General features: G+C 63.7%; 14 protein-coding genes. 6 read left to right on the plus strand and 8 right to left on the minus strand.

What is annotated here, in order from left to right; translation table 11 throughout:
• The first annotated feature begins 1 nt into the window (after position 1).
• Positions 2-751: an OmpA family protein gene (locus GTP41_RS20590; RefSeq protein ID WP_161027459.1), complete on the plus strand. Its 750-nt coding sequence runs from the start codon at positions 2-4 to the stop codon at positions 749-751.
• A 24-nt stretch (positions 752-775) separates the two neighbouring features.
• Positions 776-1,819 (plus strand): type VI secretion system protein TssA, encoded by a 1,044-nt coding sequence (gene tssA / locus GTP41_RS20595; protein WP_161027460.1) that lies wholly within the window; start codon positions 776-778, stop codon positions 1,817-1,819.
• Here tssA and tssH read toward each other — a convergent pair.
• The 8 genes from tssH to GTP41_RS27465 are packed head-to-tail and all read right to left on the minus strand — an operon-like array spanning position 1,816 to position 11,109.
• Positions 1,816-4,533, minus strand: coding sequence for a type VI secretion system ATPase TssH (tssH, locus tag GTP41_RS20600; protein ID WP_161027461.1), 2,718 nt, complete (start codon positions 4,531-4,533; stop codon positions 1,816-1,818). The genes tssA and tssH overlap by 4 nt on opposite strands.
• Positions 4,534-4,558: 25 nt before the next feature.
• Positions 4,559-5,659, minus strand: coding sequence for a type VI secretion system baseplate subunit TssG (gene tssG, locus GTP41_RS20605; protein ID WP_161027462.1), 1,101 nt, complete (start codon positions 5,657-5,659; stop codon positions 4,559-4,561).
• Positions 5,623-7,467, minus strand: a complete 1,845-nt coding sequence (gene tssF, locus GTP41_RS20610; RefSeq protein WP_161027463.1) for a type VI secretion system baseplate subunit TssF — start codon at positions 7,465-7,467, stop codon at positions 5,623-5,625. The genes tssG and tssF overlap by 37 nt, the downstream gene beginning before the upstream one ends.
• 1 nt (position 7,468) lies before the next feature.
• Positions 7,469-7,960 carry a type VI secretion system baseplate subunit TssE gene (tssE, locus tag GTP41_RS20615; RefSeq protein WP_161027484.1) on the minus strand — a complete coding sequence of 164 codons (492 nt, stop codon included), beginning with the start codon at positions 7,958-7,960 and terminating at the stop codon, positions 7,469-7,471.
• A 17-nt stretch (positions 7,961-7,977) separates the two neighbouring features.
• Positions 7,978-8,469: an Hcp family type VI secretion system effector gene (locus tag GTP41_RS20620; RefSeq protein ID WP_161027464.1), complete on the minus strand. Its 492-nt coding sequence runs from the start codon at positions 8,467-8,469 to the stop codon at positions 7,978-7,980.
• Positions 8,470-8,508: 39 nt separating this feature from the next.
• On the minus strand, positions 8,509-9,990 hold the full coding sequence (gene tssC / locus GTP41_RS20625; RefSeq protein ID WP_161027465.1) for a type VI secretion system contractile sheath large subunit: 1,482 nt from the start codon (positions 9,988-9,990) through the stop codon (positions 8,509-8,511).
• A gap of 1 nt (position 9,991) precedes the next feature.
• Complete coding sequence (gene tssB, locus GTP41_RS20630) at positions 9,992-10,495, minus strand: type VI secretion system contractile sheath small subunit (protein ID WP_161027466.1); 504 nt, start codon at positions 10,493-10,495, stop codon at positions 9,992-9,994.
• 26 nt (positions 10,496-10,521) lie between these two features.
• On the minus strand, positions 10,522-11,109 hold the full coding sequence (locus GTP41_RS27465) for an outer membrane protein assembly factor BamD (RefSeq protein WP_229502982.1): 588 nt from the start codon (positions 11,107-11,109) through the stop codon (positions 10,522-10,524).
• A gap of 206 nt (positions 11,110-11,315) precedes the next feature.
• Between GTP41_RS27465 and tssK the strand changes: the two genes are divergently transcribed.
• The 4 genes from tssK to GTP41_RS20655 are packed head-to-tail and all read left to right on the plus strand — an operon-like array spanning position 11,316 to position 17,795.
• Positions 11,316-12,656: a type VI secretion system baseplate subunit TssK gene (gene tssK, locus GTP41_RS20640; RefSeq protein WP_161027467.1), complete on the plus strand. Its 1,341-nt coding sequence runs from the start codon at positions 11,316-11,318 to the stop codon at positions 12,654-12,656.
• 11 nt (positions 12,657-12,667) lie between these two features.
• Positions 12,668-13,426, plus strand: a complete 759-nt coding sequence (gene icmH / locus GTP41_RS20645; RefSeq protein ID WP_161027468.1) for a type IVB secretion system protein IcmH/DotU — start codon at positions 12,668-12,670, stop codon at positions 13,424-13,426.
• On the plus strand, positions 13,426-16,248 hold the full coding sequence (locus GTP41_RS20650) for a type VI secretion system Vgr family protein (RefSeq protein ID WP_161027469.1): 2,823 nt from the start codon (positions 13,426-13,428) through the stop codon (positions 16,246-16,248). Before icmH ends, GTP41_RS20650 begins: the two co-directional genes overlap by 1 nt.
• Positions 16,245-17,795, plus strand: a complete 1,551-nt coding sequence (locus tag GTP41_RS20655; protein ID WP_161027470.1) for a LysM peptidoglycan-binding domain-containing protein — start codon at positions 16,245-16,247, stop codon at positions 17,793-17,795. Before GTP41_RS20650 ends, GTP41_RS20655 begins: the two co-directional genes overlap by 4 nt.
• Positions 17,796-17,821: the final 26 nt, after the last annotated feature.

Below are 17,821 nucleotides of genomic sequence, written 5' to 3' on the forward strand. Positions count from 1 at the left end.
TATGCGTTACCTTCCCCTCCTCCTGCTGTGCGCCGCTTGCGCAGTCCAGGCGCAGACTCCCGGCCAGGTGGTGGCCAGCGGCACCGTGGCCGACGAGGCCAGCAAAGCCGCCGTGCTGACCCGCCTGCGCGAAGTCTACGGCGCCGACAAGGTGCTGGACCAGATCACCATCGGCCCGGTGGCGACGCCGGCCAACTGGAGCAACCATGTGCAAAAACTGATCACGCCCGGCCTGAAGCAGGTCAGCCGCGGCCAACTCAAGATCGACGGCACCAATGTCAGCGTGCGCGGCGAAGTGGCCAACGAGGCGCTGCGCCAGCGCATTGCCAGCGACTTTGCCGGCAGCCTGAATCCCACCTACACGGTCAACAACGGCTTGCGCGTCACCGCCAACGACCAGGGCGTGCTGGACCGCACGCTGGCCAACCGCATCATTGAATTCGAGAGCGGCCAGGCGGTGCTGACGCCGTCCGGCAAGACCATCCTGGACGAAATGTCGGCCGCCATGCTGAAGATGAAGGGCCAGAAGGTCGAGATCATCGGCCACACCGACAACGTCGGCCTGCGCGCCAGCAACCAGAACCTGTCGCAGGCGCGCGCCGAGGCGGTGCGCAATTACCTGTCCGCCAAGGGCGTGGCGCTGGACACCCTGGTCGCCTCCGGCCAGGGGCCGGACCGTCCCGTGGCCAGCAACGATACCGCCGACGGCCGCGCGCGCAACCGCCGCATCGAATTCCGCATGGCGCAATAAGAAGCACTAAGAAGGAGATCCACCATGTTTAACGCAGAAACCCTGCTGGCGCCCATCTCGCCGGCACAACCGGCGGGCGCCGACCTGTCGTTCTCCAGCGACTTCGACGCCATCGCCCAGGCGCGCCGCTTTGACGATCCTTCGCTGGAACAGGGCGAATGGGTCACCGACCTGAAAGAGGCCGACTGGTCCTTCGTTGTCACCCGCTGCAGCACCCTGCTTGGCGAAAAGAGCAAGGACTTGCGCATCGCCGTGTGGCTGGCGGAAGCCGCCGCCAAGCAGCACCGCATGCAGGGCCTGGGCGAAGCGTTCCGCCTGCTGGCGGGCCTGTGCCGCCAGTACTGGGACCAAGGCCTGTACCCGGAACCGGACGGCGACGATATGGAGCAGCGCATCGGCAACCTGGCCTGGATTTTGGGCCGCACCCCTGCCCTGCTACGCGAAATGCCGTTGACCGAGGGCCATGGCACGGCGTTTTCCGCTATCGACTTTGAGATGGCGCGCAAGCAGGCCAGCCTGCCGGACCATGCGCGCAACCCGGATTGGCCCAAGCTGGCCGATATGGAATCGGCGCGCACGCGCAATTCGCCGCGCTTCCGCGAGCAATTCGCGACCGATGCGCGCTATTGCATGGATGCCTTGCGTGAGCTGGAGCAGGCGGCCGATGAATGCCTGGGCAATGACAGCCCTGGTTTTTCGGCGGCGCGCGAGGCGGTGCAGGCGATGATCGATGCCATGCCTTCGCACGCCGGCCTGCCGGCGACAATCAGCACGCCGCTGGGCACGGCGCCGGCCGCTGAACAGATCCTCATCGCGCAACCGGTGGGCGCCGCGGGCGCCTCCTACGCGCAGGGGCCGGTGAATTCACGCGCGCAGGCGATCGCGCAGTTGCGCGAGATCGCCAGCTTCTTCCGCCGCACGGAACCGCACAGCCCGGTCTCCTACTTCGCCGACAAGGCTGCCGATGCCGGCGAACAGGACCTGCACACCTGGCTGCGCAGTGTGGTGAAGGATGCCGGTTCGCTGTCGCATATCGAAGAGATGCTGGGCATCTCCTCGAATAATTAAACCACGCTGTACTTAAAGTTCCCCTGCTGGTCGGCCGCTACTTCAATGCGGCCGATCGCGCTTCCCTCCGCCATTTTCGCCAGCACGGCTTCGGCGATCTCCGGCAGCAAAGTCCCGTTCAGGATATTGTCCACATTGCGCGCGCCGGAATCGACTTCCGTGCAGCGTGCCAGCACGGCTTCCACCAGCGTGTCGTCGTAGTGGAAGGCGGCCTTGTGGTTGGCTGCCACGCGCTGGCCGATGCGGTCCAGCTTGAGGGTGATGATGCTGGCCAGTACGTCGTCGCCCAGCGGGTAGTACGGCACCACTTTCAGGCGGCCCAGGAAGGCCGGCTTGAAGGCTTTCACCAGCTGCGGGCGGATGACCGCCTCCAGATCCTCCGGCGACGGCATTTCTTCCGCTTCCTTGTTCAGGCAGGCCTGCATCATGCTGGCCGAGCCGACGTTGGAGGTGAGGATGATGATGGTGTTGCGGAAGTCGATCTCGCGGCCTTCGGCGTCGTCCATCACGCCCTTGTCGAAGACCTGGAAGAACAGCTCCAGCACGTCCGGGTGGGCTTTTTCCACTTCGTCCAGCAAGACCACGCTGTACGGGTTGCGGCGCACGGCTTCGGTCAGCACGCCGCCTTCGCCGTAGCCCACGTAGCCGGGCGGCGAGCCTTTCAGGCCGGAGACGCTGTGCGCTTCCTGGTATTCGCTCATATTGATGGTGACCATCTTGCGTTCGCCGCCGTACAGCGCATCGGCCAGGGCTAGCGCGGTTTCGGTCTTGCCGATGCCGGATGGGCCGACGAACAGGAAGACGCCTTTCGGTTTGTTCGGGTCGTCCAGGTTGGCGCGCGCGGTGCGCACGCGCTGCGCCACCGCTTCGATGGCGTGCGGCTGGCCGATCACGCGTTCTTCCAGCGCCGGGCGCAGGCGCAGCACGGCCTGGATTTCGTCTTTCACCATTTTGCCGAGCGGGATGCCGGTCCAGCCGGCGACGATTTCCGCCACCACGTTGCCGTCCACCTGCACCGGCACCATCGGCGCGTCGCCCTGCAGGGCGCGCAGCTGTTTCAACAAGGCCTGGATATCGCGCGCCTGGCTGGCCGCGCCGCCAGCGTCCGCAGCAGCACCGTCCTCGGCGCCATCGCCTGCGGCCGGCGCGGCAACCCCGCGTTCCAGGCCTGCGCGGGCGGAGGCGATCTGCGCTGCCAATGCTTTCTCCTGCTCCCAGCGCGCCTGCAGCGCAACCAGTTCATCCTGCGCCGCCGAGCGCACAGCGGCCAGCTCCTGCAGACGCTCCTGATGCGTCCCGCCGGCGGCCTGTTCGCGCTCCAGCGCGCCCACTTCCGCCGCGATGCGCTCCAGGCGCCGCTGCAGCTGTTCAATCAGGGCCGGCGAAGCGCTCTGGCCCAGCGCGACTTTGGCGCAAGCGGTATCCAGCACGCTGATAGCCTTGTCCGGCAGCTGGCGTCCCATGATGTAGCGGTGCGACAGGCGCACCGCCTCGGTGATCGCCTCGTCGAATACGCGCACGCCGAAGTGCTTCTCCATCAAAGGCGCCATCCCGCGCAGCATGGCGCAGGCCAGCTCCTCGCTCGGCTCCTCCACCTTGATGACCTGGAAGCGGCGCGCCAGCGCGGCATCCTTCTCGAAGTATTTCTTGTACTCGCCCCAGGTGGTGGCGGCGATGGTGCGCAGCTCGCCGCGCGCCAGGGCCGGCTTGAGCAGGTTGGCCGCGTCGTTCTGGCCGGCCTGGCCGCCGGCGCCGATCATGGTGTGCGCCTCGTCGATGAAGAGGATGATCGGGGTCGGGCTCTTGCGCACTTCGTCGATCACGTTCTTCAGGCGGTTCTCAAACTCGCCCTTGACGCTGGCGCCGGCCTGCAGCAGTCCCATGTCCAGCGTATGGATCGCCACGCCTTTCAGCACATCCGGCACATCGCCCTCGGCAATGCGCAGCGCCAGGCCTTCCACCACGGCGGTCTTGCCGACACCCGCTTCGCCGGTCAGGATTGGATTGTTCTGGCGGCGGCGCATCAGGATATCGATCGCCTGGCGGATCTCCGCATCGCGCCCGATCACCGGATCAACCTTGCCGGCGCGCGCGCGCTCGGTCAGGTTGGTGGTGAACTGGTCCAGCGCCGGCGTCTTGCCTGCTGGCTGCTGCATCTCGCCGACCGGATCGCCGCCCAGGCCGTCCGCAGCGCCCTCGCCGGCCGCCGCGGCGCGGGCGGCCGCCTCGGCCTCCTCGGAACCGGCGGCCAGCTTGTCCAGGTGGTGCTTGATATCGTCCGCCTGGAAGCGGTGGAACAGCGGCGAGCTGCGATAAGCCAGCTGCGACAGCTCGGCATCGGTCAGCATCGCTTGCAGCAGGTGGCCGCTGCGGATGAACACTTGCTGGCCGGCCTGCAGGTCGAGCGAGGCGATCAGCCAGGCGTGCTCGAACAGCTTGGGCAGGCGCGCCGAAAACACCGGCGTGCGCGCATTACCGCTGCGGAAGCGGCTGATCTCTGCCTGCAGGTCGGCCTGCAGGCGGCTGGTATCGACTTCGAAATGGCGTGCCAGCAGCACCAGGTCGCTGCGCGGGTTTTCCAGCAATGCCTGCAGCAGGTGTTCCTGGTCCACTTCGTACTGCCCCAGGCCGACGCAGATGCTGGCGGCGCGGGTGGCCGCATTGCGGCAGGTGTCGTTCAGTTTCCCGATCAGGGTTTTCAGGTTGATGCTCATCGAGCTGTCCTCTTATATTGTGTAATTAATTCGTTAAGCCGTGGATGAAGTAGTGGACGTCGCTGCGGTCCTCGTGCGCGGCGCCGTCCTGCATGAAACTATCCCAGCCCAGGCGCGCACCGGCGCCCAGCGACGCGCCGGACACGTCGTCGGCGCGCAGCACCAGGCAAATCTCGTATTCCAGCGTGACGCCGGTGAACATCGACAGCAGCTTGTCCAGCGCCAGCGCCGCGCTGCCGCCCGGCAAGAAAGCGTCGAAATCGGCGCGCCGCAGCGGGCCGATGGTCAGGCGCATGCGCAGGTCGCGCTGCCACACGCGCGAACCGATCATGGCGGTTGCGCCCAGCTGCGCCGACACGCCGCCCAGCATGGTCTGCTGCGTCGCCGGCACTTCGCACCAGCAGCCGACGAACTGCGTCGCCGCCACCTGCACGCGGAAGTATTCGCCCAGCACGCGCGCCATGTTCGAGGCGGAGGCGGGCCGCTGGCGTAAGGCCGTGGCGAAGAACGCCAGCGACTCGTCGCGCACCGCGCCGTGGCCGGGCGCAGCGCCCGGCACGGCGGCGCCCAGGCGCTGGGTCAGCCCTTTGCCGCCCAGGCCGCCGAGCGCCAGCAGCAGCGGCAGGAAGCGGTCCTGCCCGTCCAGCTGGTACTTCAGCTCCAGGCGGTACTTGCGCCAGGCTTCGTAGAACAGCGACAGCGAACGGGTCGAGAAGACGTCGAGGAAGGCGCGCGGCCCCTCGTCCTTTTCGTACAGCTGGTGAGCTGCAATCGCTTCCGTGTAATGGGCCGGCAAGGCGCCCGCGCTGCCCAGGAAGCCCATGAAATTGGGCGTCATGCGCAGGTAGCGCAGCTGCTTGCCGTGCAAGGCCTCGGCCAGCGCCGGCGCGGTCGGCAGGATCTCGCGCGGCTCCGCGCGCAGGGCCTCGATCTGGCTGGCCGGGAAGCGCAAGGTCAGCGGGTTCTGAAAGCGCATGAAGTTGGCGACCGCCCCCTCCTGCGCCACTCCATGGCGGCGCAGCCACAGCTCGACCATGCGCACCGCCTGGAAGAACTGGAAGCGGAACGGCTCGGCGAACAGGCGCTCGATTACAGCAGGCTCAAATCGCCGCTTCGCGGTGTGCATCGCAGCAGCTCCTCCCCGGTTCGTTCGGCCACGACGACCAGTTGCGTAAAACTATTGGCGTGCACGTACAGGCCAAGGAAACGCTCGATCAGCTGGGCAAAGGCATGAATGCCGCTGCCGACGAAGGCTTCTTCCTCCAGCGTCAGGCGCACCTCCATGCCGCGCACCACGCAAGCAAACGGATTGCCGGCCAGCCAGGCATTGGCCGGCTTGTAGGCCACCGCCCGCAGGCCCTGGATCTGGCGCTGGGTCGCGGCGGAGCGCGGCAGGTCGTACAGCGCCAGCATTTCCTGGAACGCCTCCAGGCCGCCGCCCGACAACGACAGGTGGTTGAGCGACAGGTGCGACACCAGGCGCCAGTGCGCGCCGTGGCCGCGCTCGAAGCGCTGCGATGGCGTGGGCTTGCGCAGGAAACTGATGCTGCGCACGCTGGAGCCGCCCTCCAGGAACAGGTCGCCGCCGCGCATGCCGTAGGCCAGCGAGGCCGGCAAATCGCGGTTGGTGCAGGTCAGCTGCAGGCTCAGGGTGTCGGTCTCCACCGCCGCCGGATCGAAGTCGATATCGACGATGGTGATTTCGGTTTCGTAACCGGGGCTTTGCAGCGCCATCTGCTCGTCGCGCCGCATCACCCAGTAGTGGCCGTGCTTTTCCGGCGTCTCGCCGTGGCGCAGCGAATAAAAGGGGCGGAATTCCACGATGGATTCGCCCTGCGGCGTCTGGCGCACCATGCGCACCGCGTCGATGGCGACCACCTCGTAGGCGTAGGCGCGGCGCGCATCGGCCAGCACCGGATAGCTGGCGGCGGTATGCGTGATGCGGATCGGTTCGCCGCGCTGGGCGAACAGGTTGACCACCGGCGTGCAGCCCAGCAGCAGGTTGTTGGTATTCAGCGTGGACAGCATGCGCGCCGTGTGCGAATCGGGCCGCAGGCCGCTCATGGCAATGTGCAAGGTCAGGCGCTTGCAGCCGAACGGCGCCTGGGCGCACAGGGCCGCCAGGTCGATATCGAAGAAGTTGAACTTCTCCGGGAAGCAGAAATACTCGGTCAGCAGGCGATAGGCCTGGTGCGAGCGCGCCGAAAAGTCGATCAGCGCGTCGTCGTCCTCGAAACCGGCGGCGGCCACCGGAATGCGCGCCAGCGGCAGCCAGCGGCCGTTGCCGTCGCACTCGACCCAGGCTTTGGCGCTGCGCATGAACAGCGCGTCGCGCAGGGCCGCGCAGAAAGACGGTTCGCCGTCGATAAAGACGCGCAGCTTGGCCACTTCCATGGCCGGCAGGCCAACCTGCTCGGACAGCGATTCGATGGTGATGGCCAGGCCGGCACCGGCGCCCGGCGGCAGCTGCACCGCTTCCGGCGCGGCCAGGGCGGCCGTGAAGGAGGCGCGGCTCAACTCGAGCGGCGCAATGGTGACCGGATAGGCGGTGCGGAAAGTGCAGGCCACGCCGTTGACCGGGCGCGTGTTCAGCTCCGTGCCGCGCGCAATGTCGGTGGCGGCGGTCAACTGGGCGGCGGTGGAAGCGTAATCCATGCGCGCGATCGAGCACGATGGAAAAGGCCGCAGGTAGTGCGGATACAGCACTTCGAACAGTGCTTCGGTGAATTCGGGGTAATCGTCGTCCAGCCGCTTCGATACGCGCGAATTAAGCAGCGCGAAGGACTGGATCATGCGTTCGATATGCGGGTCTTCGCAGACCTCGCCGCCGATCAGCAGGCGGCCCGCAATCTTGGGGTAGCGCTCGGCGAACTCGCGCGCATAGCGCCGCAAGAAGCCCAGTTCGCGCTCATAGTACGGCAGTAATTCTTCCAAATCATGCTCCCGGCATCGCCACGCGGCGTGCCTTGCTAATCGTGTAATGCAGGCTGGATGGCTGCAGCACCGCGTCGAAATTGACCGGTTCCTGCGCCGCATGCAGCACCAGCAGCGCCGTAATGGCGAAATTCAGGCGGTCGATGCCGCCCTCGCTCATTTCCAGCGTGGCCCGCACATTGCGCAGGCGCGGCTCGTGCCGTGCAATGGCACGCTCCAGCCCCTGGCAAATGGCGGCGCGGTCGTCCGGACTGGCCAGCGACATGCCGGCAAAGTCATTCAGCCCGTAGCTGATGATGGAGCGACCGCACTCTGGAAAGCGCTTGAGCAGATGCTCAGGAATGACGGTGCGGGTGTTCAGCAGGGCCTCCAGGTCGCGCGCGACGGAGTCTTTCATCTCCTCCAGCGACATCCTGTGCACCGCGCCGCTGCCGGCGCCAGGGTCGCCGGGCAACAGCAGCCGGTCCATCAAGCCCGGCGTGAATCCCCTCACCGTCATCTGCTTTCCTCTTACGCGACCTTATTGGACGACAGGTCCCAGCCGCCGGAGGTGTTGCCGCCGGTGCCGCCGTTGACTTTCTGCTGGGTGTACTTCCACTTCACTTTGGAGTATTTCAGCGAAACGTCTTCGCCCAGGATGTCGCCCTGGCGCACTTCTGGCGCGACGCTGGAAATCAGCACGTTTTCCAGTTCGATCTCGAAGTACTTGACGCGGTCGCCCTGGCCGTCGGCACGCATGAACTCCAGCTTTGCTTTCGGCAGGGTTTTGCCGGAGGAGCAATTCTGCAGCAGCAGTGGCGAAGCCAGGTCGGCCAGCTTGGAAACTACGATGTCGCGGTGCTCGGTACGCTCCGCGGTGTGGCCGCCGCCGGTCGATGCGGTGGCAGACTTAGGCTGCAACACTTCCCACTGGACGGATTTGACTTCGATCCAATCTTTGTGGGCGGTATCGGTGGACTCGCCTTTGATACCGTCAATTTGCAGGTAGACGTCGATTGCCATGGTATTCCTTTCTGTTTCTGAGAAAATAAAAAAATTAAATTACGACTTGGTCGATTGCGGCAACTCCGCGACCAAACGGAGTGAAACGGACAGCTCGTCGAGCTGGAAGTGCGGACGCAGGAACGACACGGCGCGATAGACACCGGGACGGCCCGGCACTTCCGACACTTGCACGCTGGCTTCGCGCAGAGGGAACTGCGCTTTTTGCTCCTGGCTAGCGTTGTCGTCCAACAGCACGTACTGGGTCAGCCAGCGATTCAGGTAGTCCTCGACGTTGGAGGCAGCGGCGAAGCTGCCGATCTTGTCGCGCATCATGGCCTTCATGTAGTGGGCGATGCGCGACACGGCGAAGATGTACTGCAGCTGGGCCGACAGCACGGCGTTTGCATTGGCAGCGTCAGTGTTGTACTTACGTGCTTTCTGCGCCGACTGCGCGCCGAAGAAGGCCGCGTAGTCGGTGTTCTTGCAATGCACCAGCGAGATGAAGCCAAGGTCGCTCAGCTCCTTCTCGCGGCGATCGGTAATGGCGATTTCGGTCGGGCACTTGAGCGCCACTTCGCCTTCATCGGTTTTAAAGGTGTGGGTCGGCAGGTCTTCCACCAGGCCGCCGCCTTCCACGCCGCGGATGGCCGCGCACCAGCCGAAGTCCTCGAAGGCGCGGGTCAGGCGCACGCCGAAGGCATAGGCCGCGTTGCACCACAGGTATTTGTGGTGGTCGGTGCCGTCCACGTCCTCGACGTAGTTGAAGCCTTCCACGGTGGCACCGTCGGCCGGATTGAACGGCAGGCGGCCCAGGAAGCGCGGCAGGGTCAGGCCGACGTAGCGCGAGTCTTCCGATTCGCGGAACGACTTCCACTTGGCGTATTCCACGGTGTCGAATACTTTCGACAGGTCGCGCGGCTTGCCCAGGTCGGCGTAGGTCTCCAGGCCGAACAGCTCCGGCGAGGCAGAGCTGATGAACGGCGCATGCGCCGCCGCCGCCACGTGCGACATCTGCTCGATGAAGTACATGTCTTCCGGCTGGCGGGTGATCTCGAAGTCGCCGATCAGGGCGCCGAACGGGGCGCCGCCGAAGGTGCCGAATTCTTCCTCGTAGACCTTGCGGAACATGGCGCTCTGGTCGAATTCCAGCGCGCCCTGGAAGTCCTTGACCAGCTCCTTCTTGGTCGCGTTCAGCATCTTGATCTTCAAGCCGGTGCCGGTGGCGCTGTTCTTCACCAGGTAATGCATGCCGGTCCAGCTGCTTTCGAGCTTCTGGAACTCCGGCGCGTGCATGATGGCCGACAGCTGGGCGGAAATCACGCGATCCAGCTCCGCCACGCGGGCATCGATGGTGGCGGCCAGGTTGTCCGACACCACCACGGTGCCGGCCATGACCTGCTGCGCCAGTTCGGCGATGATGTCGCGCGCACGCGCATGCTCGGTGGTCGATTTGGCGACCTTGCTCTGCTCAACGATCTGGTCCAGCAGGGAGTGTTCGGTAGTGGCCAGCGCGCCGCCGGCATTCAGTTGGGCCGACATATCACTCTCCTTTGGCGGCAGGTTGGCCCAGTTCGGCCAGTTTCTCGGTGCTGCGCAGCACGTCGTTCAGCAGGTCTTCCAGCTTGTCGTTGCCGGCCAGCTTGTTACGCAGGTCGGCCAGCTTGTTGCGCGCCTCCAGCAGCTGGCGCAGCGGCTCCACCTGCTGCACGATCGACTCCGGACGGAAGTCGGACATGGCCTTGAATTTCAGGTCCACGCCGAACTGGCCTTCGCCGCCCACCTCATTGGGCACGCGGAAGGTGGCGCGCGGCTCCACGCCTTTCAGCACCTCGTCGAAGTTGTCGCGGTCGATGTTGACGAACTTGCGTTCCTTCAGGCGCTTTTGCTCCACCTCGGAATTGCCGCCGAAATCGCCGACAACGCCCATCACAAAGGGCAGCTCCTTGTTTTCGATGGCGTCGCCGATTTCCACGTCATAGGTCATCTGGACCCGTGGCGGACGGATTTTCTGCAGGCGCTTCTGCACGCTTTCGTTCTTGGACATGGCTTCTCCTTGTTTCGACTAGTGGTTTATTTCAGCGCGCCGAACGGGTCGGCGCTTGGGGTGGATGCGCTGGCTTTGGCCGGCGTTTTGCGGGTCGCGGTTCTAGCCGGCGCCTTGACCGGTTTTTCCGCGGTTGGTACCAGCACGCTCTCGCCCAGGCTCTCGCGCAGCAGCTTGGCCAGGTCCTGCGATTCAGTGCGGATGTTGCCGGACAGGTTGTTCTGGCGGCTCAGGTCAGCCAGCGCGCGGGTCGACAGGCGCAGGCCGGAAATGGCGACGATGCTGTTGGCCAGTTGGTCGGACGGGTCGCGCACCAGGATTTCCTGCGCAGCGACGATGGCTTCGCCGTACTGGCCGGCGTCGTAACGGGCCTGGGCGATATTCACCCAAGGCTGCTTATCGGCCGGGAAGGCCTGGGCGGTTTCTTTCCACAGCGTGATGGCCTGCTCCGCCTTGCCCGCCGCCTTGGCTTCGCTGGCTTTGGCCAGCAAATCCTCCAGCTTCGGTTTGACCGGCAAAGCGACTTTCGTGGACTCGAGGGTCTGGCAGGCAGACAAGGAAGCAGCGAATGCTGCGATGCACAAGATACGGCTGATAACAGTGATTTTCTTCATAACTAACCTCTTAGGGGACGGACAAATAGCTTTTTCACAATAGTTGCTCAGGCGAACGTTATCAGAAGAAAAATATTACCTGCGCACAATTGAATCTCACCAATTCCCACACCCCCGCGCACGATTGAGCCTTTCAGTACAGGCTTTTTACGGAAGTGTTATTGTTCTGGCAGTTACCAGAAAACAATTATCAGAAGGATCATAAGATGGCCAGCAAGGTGTTATGGGGCGAAGGCCTTTTCCTGCGACCCCAGCATTTCCAGCAACAGGACCGCTACCACGAATACCGTTTGCATCGCAGCGTAAAGGCCGTCCACCCGTACGCCTGGGGCGTTGACCGGCTGGCGGTCGACATGGAAGCCCTGGCGCACAACACCTTGCGCCTGCTCGACCTGGCGCTGGTGCTGCCGGACGGCGAACTGGTGGACGCGCCGGGCAGCGACAACCTGCCGGAGGCGATCGACCTGGGCCAGCTGGCCCAGTCGCAGCACAGCGTGACGTGGTATGTGGCCCTGCCCGTGTTCAAGCATTTCGGCGGCAATTTCGCGCAGACCGGCCAGGCCGCCAATGGCGCCCGCTTCGCGCAAGCCAATGTGGAAACGCCCGACCTGTACACCCAGGCGGCGCAGGCCGAACTGGCCTACCTGAAAAAATCGCTGCGCCTGGTGTCGGACGCCGAACCGCGCGAAGGCTATGTGACCCTGCCCCTGCTGCGCCTGCGTCGCCTGTCGACCGGCGGCTTTGAGCTCGATCCCGGTTTCGTGCCGCCCAGCCTGACCATCCGCAGCGCGCAGCCGCTGTACCTGCAGCTGCGCCGCCTGCTCGACGCGCTGCAAGCCAAGGTCAACGCGCTGTACGGCCACCACCGCGAGCCAAGCCGCAACGTGATTGAATTCCGCAGCGGCGACATGTCCACCTTCTGGCTGCTGCATACCGCCAGCACCTCGTTCGCATCGCTGTCGCACTACTACCACAACCCCGAGCTGCACCCGGAGCGCCTGTACGAGCAGCTGCTGTCGCTGGCCGGCGCGCTGATGACGTATTCGCGCAGCTGGTCGCTGTCCGACCTGCCGCCCTACCGCCACGACGACCCCGGTCCCGCTTTCGCGCAGCTATACATGATCGTGCGCGAGCTGCTGGACACCGTGATTTCCTCGCGCTACTTCGCCATCGCCCTGTCGCAGCCGAAACCGGCCCACCACCGCGGCATGCTCGACTCGGGCAAGATCGACGCCAACACCACCTTCTACCTCGCCGTGGCGGCCGAAATGCCGCAAGTGGAGCTGGTGGAAGCGGTGCCGCTGCGCTTCAAGGTTGGCGCACCGGACGACGTGGAGAAATTCGTGCTGTCCGCCATGCCGGGCGTTCGCCTGTCGCACGCGCCGCAAGTGCCGGCCGCCGTGCCGGTGCGTCCGGACACCTGCTACTTCGTGCTCGACTCCAAAGGGCCGCTGTACGAACGCATGCTGCAAGCACAATCGATTGAAATCTACGCGCCAGCCGGCATGCGCGAGCTGCGCCTTGAACTGATTGCCGTGAACTCCTGATCCGTACGACCATGAATACCATTGCACCGCCATCCCTGATCGCCGAATCTGCCGCCGCGCCAAGCGCGGCCTCCACCCTGCTGGACCTGATGTACGACGGCTTCTACGCGCTGTTCATGCTGAAGAACGGCAGCGCGCCGCAAGACCACAACGAATTCCAGACCCGCATGACGCGCTTCCTGGACGACTTTGGCCGCAACGCGCGCAAGAAAGGCGCCTCCGCCGACGATATCGACGCCGCCAAATACGCCTTCTGCGCGGCGGTGGATGAAATCATCCTGCGCTCGCAGTTCGCGATCCGCGACGCCTGGGAGATGAAACCGCTGCAGCTGGCTCTGTTCGGCGACCAGCTGGCCGGCGAAAACTTCTTCAACCGCCTGGAAGCGCTGCGCACGCGCGGCAGCGAGCACGTGGAGGCGCTGGAAGTGTTCCATATGTGCCTGCTGCTCGGCTTCCAGGGCCGCTACATCCTGGAAGGCTCGGAGAAGCTGGGCTACCTGACCAGCCGCCTGGGCGACGAAATCGCCCACCTGAAGGGTCGCCGTCCCGGCTTTGCGCCGCATGGCGAACGCCCCGACCAGGTGATGCACAAGCTGCGCAGCGACCTGCCGCTCTGGGTGCTGTGCTCCGTCTTCGCCCTGATTTCCGCCCTCGCGTATATCGGCCTGCGCGCCTCGCTCTCCAGCCATACCGCAGGGCAGGTGGAAGCCTATAACGACGTGGTGCGCATGGCGCCGCGCCAGGCCCACGTCACCATTACGCTGCCGTGATGCAGTCGCTGTTCGGCACAGGCCTGGGCCAGAACGGCCGCCTGTTTACCCTCTCCAGCGCCCAGGAATCCGGCTTGCCGGAAAGCCTGATGGCGGAACGCATGCACGGCCGCGAAGGCGTGAATGAGCTGTTCCACTTCGAGATCGAAGCACTCAGCACGTCCACCAGCCTGGACCTGGGTCCCTTCATCGGCGAAGAGCTCACCATCCGCCTGCTGCAGCCGGACGGCAGCCGCCGCTCCTGGCACGGCCTGTGCACGCAGGCCGGCTGGCTCGGCGCCGACGGCGGTGTGGCGCGTTACCGCCTGCGCCTGGAACCGGCGCTGGCCCTGCTGCGCCTGCGCCGCGACAGCTACATCTTCCAGGACAAATCCGTGCGCGACATCGTGCAAGAGATCCTGGCCGACTACCCGCAAGTAAGGGTGGACTTCGACATCAGCCAGGAACTGGCGCCGCGCGCCACCCGCACCCAATACCGCGAAAGCGACTATGACTTCCTGTGCCGCATCCTGGCATCGGAAGGCCTGAACTGGCGCTTCGAACACGACCAGGACGAGCAAGCCACGCAGGACGGCCAGTCGCGCCACCGCGTCGTAGTCTTCGACAGCCAGGCCAAACGCCCCGCCGTGCAAGCCCTGCGCTTCCACGGCGTGCGCGCCACGGAACGCGACGACGCCATCGACCAGTTTTCCGCGCGCCGCGCCATCGCCCCCAACGCCGTCAGCATCGCCAGCTGGGACCCGGCGCAAGTGGCCGCCCCCGCCGCCGAACAGGCCAGCAACCTCGATGCCGGTGAACTACCCGCCATGGCGGTATACGACGGCAGCGAAGAACGCAGCTACACCGCCAGCGGCGCCGCCGACGGCCACAGCCTGCTGATGCTGCAGGCGCTGGAACTGGGCAACAAGCTGTTCACCGGCGAAGGCTCCGCGCGCCGCCTGGCCGCCGGCAGCAACTTCGCACTGAGCGCGCACGAACGTTTCGACGGCGACGAATTCACCACTCTGTGGGTCGAGCACGAAGCACGCAACAATTTCACGCCCGCGCTGAAAGCCGGCCCCGGCGTCGCGCCCGGCACCTACCGCAACCGCTTTGCCAGCATGCGCGCCGCCGTGCCCCTGGTGCCCGCCGCCACCGCCCAGCGCCTGCGCGGCGCCGCCCTTGGCGCGCAAACCGCCCTGGTGGTCGGCCTGCCCGGCAGCGCGAATACCACGGAACGCAACCAGCAAGTGCGTATCCAGTTCCCATGGCAGCGCGGCAGCAACGCCAACCCCGGCGGCGCCAGCCACAACACCGACACGGAAGGCAACGCCCCTGGCGACGACAGCTCCGGCACCTGGGTACGCGTGGCCGAAGCGCTGGCCGGCCCCAACTTCGGCAGCCAGTTCACGCCGCGCATCGGCACCGAAGTGCTGGTTGACTTTATCGAAGGCGACATCGACCGCCCGATCGTGGTCGCCCAGCTCTACACCGGCAGCGACCAGCCGCCCTTCTCCGCCGGGGTCGACTCCAGCGCCAACCACGCCGGTGTGATCTCCGGCATCCACAGCCACGCGCTCGACAACAGCGGCTACAACCAATGGGTGCTGGACGACACCAGCAGCCAGTTGCGCATGCGCCTGGCCAGCAGCACCGCCGCCAGCCAGCTGAACCTGGGCTACCTGGTGCACCAGCCCCCCAACTCCGCCACGCGCGGCGAACATCGCGGCACCGGCTTCGAGCTGCGCACGGACGCCTGGGCCGTGCTGCGTTCCGGCGAAGGCCTGCTGCTGACCACCAGCGCCCGCCGCACGCACGGCAGCGGCATCCAGTCCACCCAGCTCGACGCCGACGACGCCCTGCAACGCCTGCGCGCCGGCGAAAAGCTGGCAGACGCCCTGTACAAGAGCGCCAAACAGCAGCAAGCCCTGTTCGGCGCCGAGTCCGTCAAAGCGCAGCAAGACCTGCAAAAGCAGATCGACCCGAAACAGGACGGCAAATACGGCAGCGCCGTCAACGGCCACAGCGCCCAGCGCGGCAAGGACGGCGCACGCGACCTCGATGCCGCCAAACCGGTGGAACGCTTCGCCGGCGCCATCACCGTGATGGACAGCGTGGACAGCATCAACCTGGCCACGCCCGCCTCCACCCTGCTCTACGCCGGCCAGCAAGTGCACTGGACCAGCGGCTCCGACCTGCACCTGAGCGCCGGCCAAAGCTACTCCAGCGTCGCCGCCAACGCCGCCACCATGTTCGCGCGCGAAGGCGGCCTGAAGGCAATTTCCGGGAATGGCAATGTCACCATGCAGGCCAACACCGGCGAACTGGAAATCCTGGCGGATAAGGAAGTGGTGATCCTGTCGGTCAATGACGGCATAGAGATCAAGGCCAGCAAAAAGATCGTGCTGCATGCCGGCCAATCCTCGATCACGCTGGAAGGCGGCAACATCACCTTCGCCTGCCCGGGCAATTTCACGGTCAAGAGCGCGAAGCACAACTTCGACGGCGGCAGCTCGAAGAACGCGGACCTGAGGGAACTACCACATCAACTGATCACACCTAAAAATGAGCCTCACAGCCTGCGTTGGAAGGCAATAAGTGCCGTATCGGGAGAAGCCGCACCTAAAGTCGATGTCGTGGTACAGGACGCGAAAGCAAGAAAGGTGCTGCATTCGCTCGAAACAGGTGCGGATGGTAGAACCACCCGGCACACGAACGATGAGAAAGCAGAGGAATTTGTTGTATTGATTGGGTCTGGAGACTGGACGACCGAAGTAACGACGCCCGATCGACCACATAATTTGGATTTAACAGACTGGTGGGATTGGGAAGCAGAAGAATGAACTCGACGTACATTGTAAAAGAACGTGACACTCTCACGAAAATTGCTGGAAAATTTGGTTTGACAGTTCCTCAACTGGTCGCGGCCAACGGGATCAAAAACCCGGAACTCATCAGAAAAGACCAGATACTCGTAATCCCGCCGAAGAAACAACGGCCTATACCGGCCTTGGCTCTCGCGGCGCAGGCAGAAGATCAGCCAGAAAAAACCCTATCCGTTCAAGTGAAGTGTGCCGCTGGACGGCCAATCTCAAATCTCAAACTTGCGGTTGAGTTAGGGTGTGAACGGATAGAGTATTCGACGGATTCGAATGGCGAAATCCCGACAGTGGCGATTGGTGACGCTACCAAAGAGGTGCAGATCTTTGCGGAAAAAAGCTCCGGTGGTTGGAAGAAAATATCGACTGTTGCCGTTAGTAATGAAGAAACTACAGTCACGCTTCGAAGTCCGAAGACCGAGGTGACTTCGAAAACCGCGATCCACGAGGGCCCGGTGCAGACTACCAAAACTGATAAGCCAGCGCCAACGCAGCCGGGAACCGTTGAAGATAAGCGGAGTGCCCAAGGAAATCCAGTTCAAGTAGTGGCATTGGAATGTCCTAACAAAGACAATCTTAGGCTTGACGCAAATTTTAAATACAGAGAAATCATCCTCGCTGCAAGTAAACGTTCCGGAATTTGCCCACAGGCAATTGCCGCGATTATGAATGCGGAAGCTGCAACGATTCGTACAGTTGAAAAAGTACCCGTTATAGATCGGAAAACCAAAACGCAAAAAATTGGCAAGGATGGCAAGCCAAAATTCATCACGAAAGATAGATCGAATGGGGAGTGGGATGCGAACTCAGCTTCACCGAACTCATCGGCACGCGGCATGACGCAATTCGTAGATGGAAGCTGGATTGACCAAGCCACCATCTCCGGTACATATCTCAATGCCCGGGCAGTTAAGGAAGGATGGATAACAGAGACCACACTAACCCAGAAAATCGGGAAGAAGGTAAAGACAAAAAGTGTGAAGGCATTTAGACTTGCGAACGGTAATTTGGTAACTGGAAGCGCAAAGCGGACACTCGCACAGACACTTAACACAAGAGAATATTTTCGAGACAGAGCTGTCGCTAAGGATTCAAATTTACAAAGTTTAATGGATCTGCGGTTCCAACCTGACTTTGCCATTCAAACGGCAGTAGATTACGGAGTCCAGAATCTGGCCGGGCTGGCAGAAAGGGGGATACGAACCTCCCATCTTTCCGATGCAGAGAAGGCAAAAATGATCTATCTCACCCACCATCTTGGTCTAGATGACGCCATTGCGTTTATCAAAAGAAGGATGACGGCCGCTCGTGCGGAAGAACTACTTATTGCGCAACTAAAGGAGGACGGGGCTAAAAAGGCTGCAGAAAAGCTAGGTGGAGACTATCTCGCGGCCCACCGCGAATGGCTGCAGCGATACGTCGATTCTCGGATACAACTCAACGAGAAAATGTGCAATGCTGCTGCGTACGTTGCCCCTCGAGACTTAGTTGCAATTACCGATTCGCTCTGAATAAAAATTACCGCTTGGGTTAAAAA

The sequence above is a fragment of the Pseudoduganella guangdongensis genome (assembly GCF_009857475.1).
In the GTDB taxonomy this organism is placed as follows: Bacteria; Pseudomonadota; Gammaproteobacteria; order Burkholderiales; family Burkholderiaceae_D; genus Rugamonas; species Rugamonas guangdongensis.

Excerpts from the sequence above, each read along its gene's own strand:
- tssK (WP_161027467.1), top strand. The coding sequence starts at position 11,316 with ATGGCCAGCAAGGTGTTATGGGGCGAAGGCCTTTTCCTGCGACCCCAG.
- GTP41_RS27465 (WP_229502982.1), bottom strand. The coding sequence starts at position 11,109 with ATGAAGAAAATCACTGTTATCAGCCGTATCTTGTGCATCGCAGCATTC.
- GTP41_RS20620 (WP_161027464.1), bottom strand. The coding sequence starts at position 8,469 with ATGGCAATCGACGTCTACCTGCAAATTGACGGTATCAAAGGCGAGTCC.
- icmH (WP_161027468.1), top strand. The coding sequence starts at position 12,668 with ATGAATACCATTGCACCGCCATCCCTGATCGCCGAATCTGCCGCCGCG.
- tssB (WP_161027466.1), bottom strand. The coding sequence starts at position 10,495 with ATGTCCAAGAACGAAAGCGTGCAGAAGCGCCTGCAGAAAATCCGTCCG.
- GTP41_RS20655 (WP_161027470.1), top strand. The coding sequence starts at position 16,245 with ATGAACTCGACGTACATTGTAAAAGAACGTGACACTCTCACGAAAATT.
- tssG (WP_161027462.1), bottom strand. The coding sequence starts at position 5,659 with ATGCACACCGCGAAGCGGCGATTTGAGCCTGCTGTAATCGAGCGCCTG.
- GTP41_RS20590 (WP_161027459.1), top strand. The coding sequence starts at position 2 with ATGCGTTACCTTCCCCTCCTCCTGCTGTGCGCCGCTTGCGCAGTCCAG.
- GTP41_RS20650 (WP_161027469.1), top strand. The coding sequence starts at position 13,426 with ATGCAGTCGCTGTTCGGCACAGGCCTGGGCCAGAACGGCCGCCTGTTT.
- tssA (WP_161027460.1), top strand. The coding sequence starts at position 776 with ATGTTTAACGCAGAAACCCTGCTGGCGCCCATCTCGCCGGCACAACCG.
- tssH (WP_161027461.1), bottom strand. The coding sequence starts at position 4,533 with ATGAGCATCAACCTGAAAACCCTGATCGGGAAACTGAACGACACCTGC.
- tssC (WP_161027465.1), bottom strand. The coding sequence starts at position 9,990 with ATGTCGGCCCAACTGAATGCCGGCGGCGCGCTGGCCACTACCGAACAC.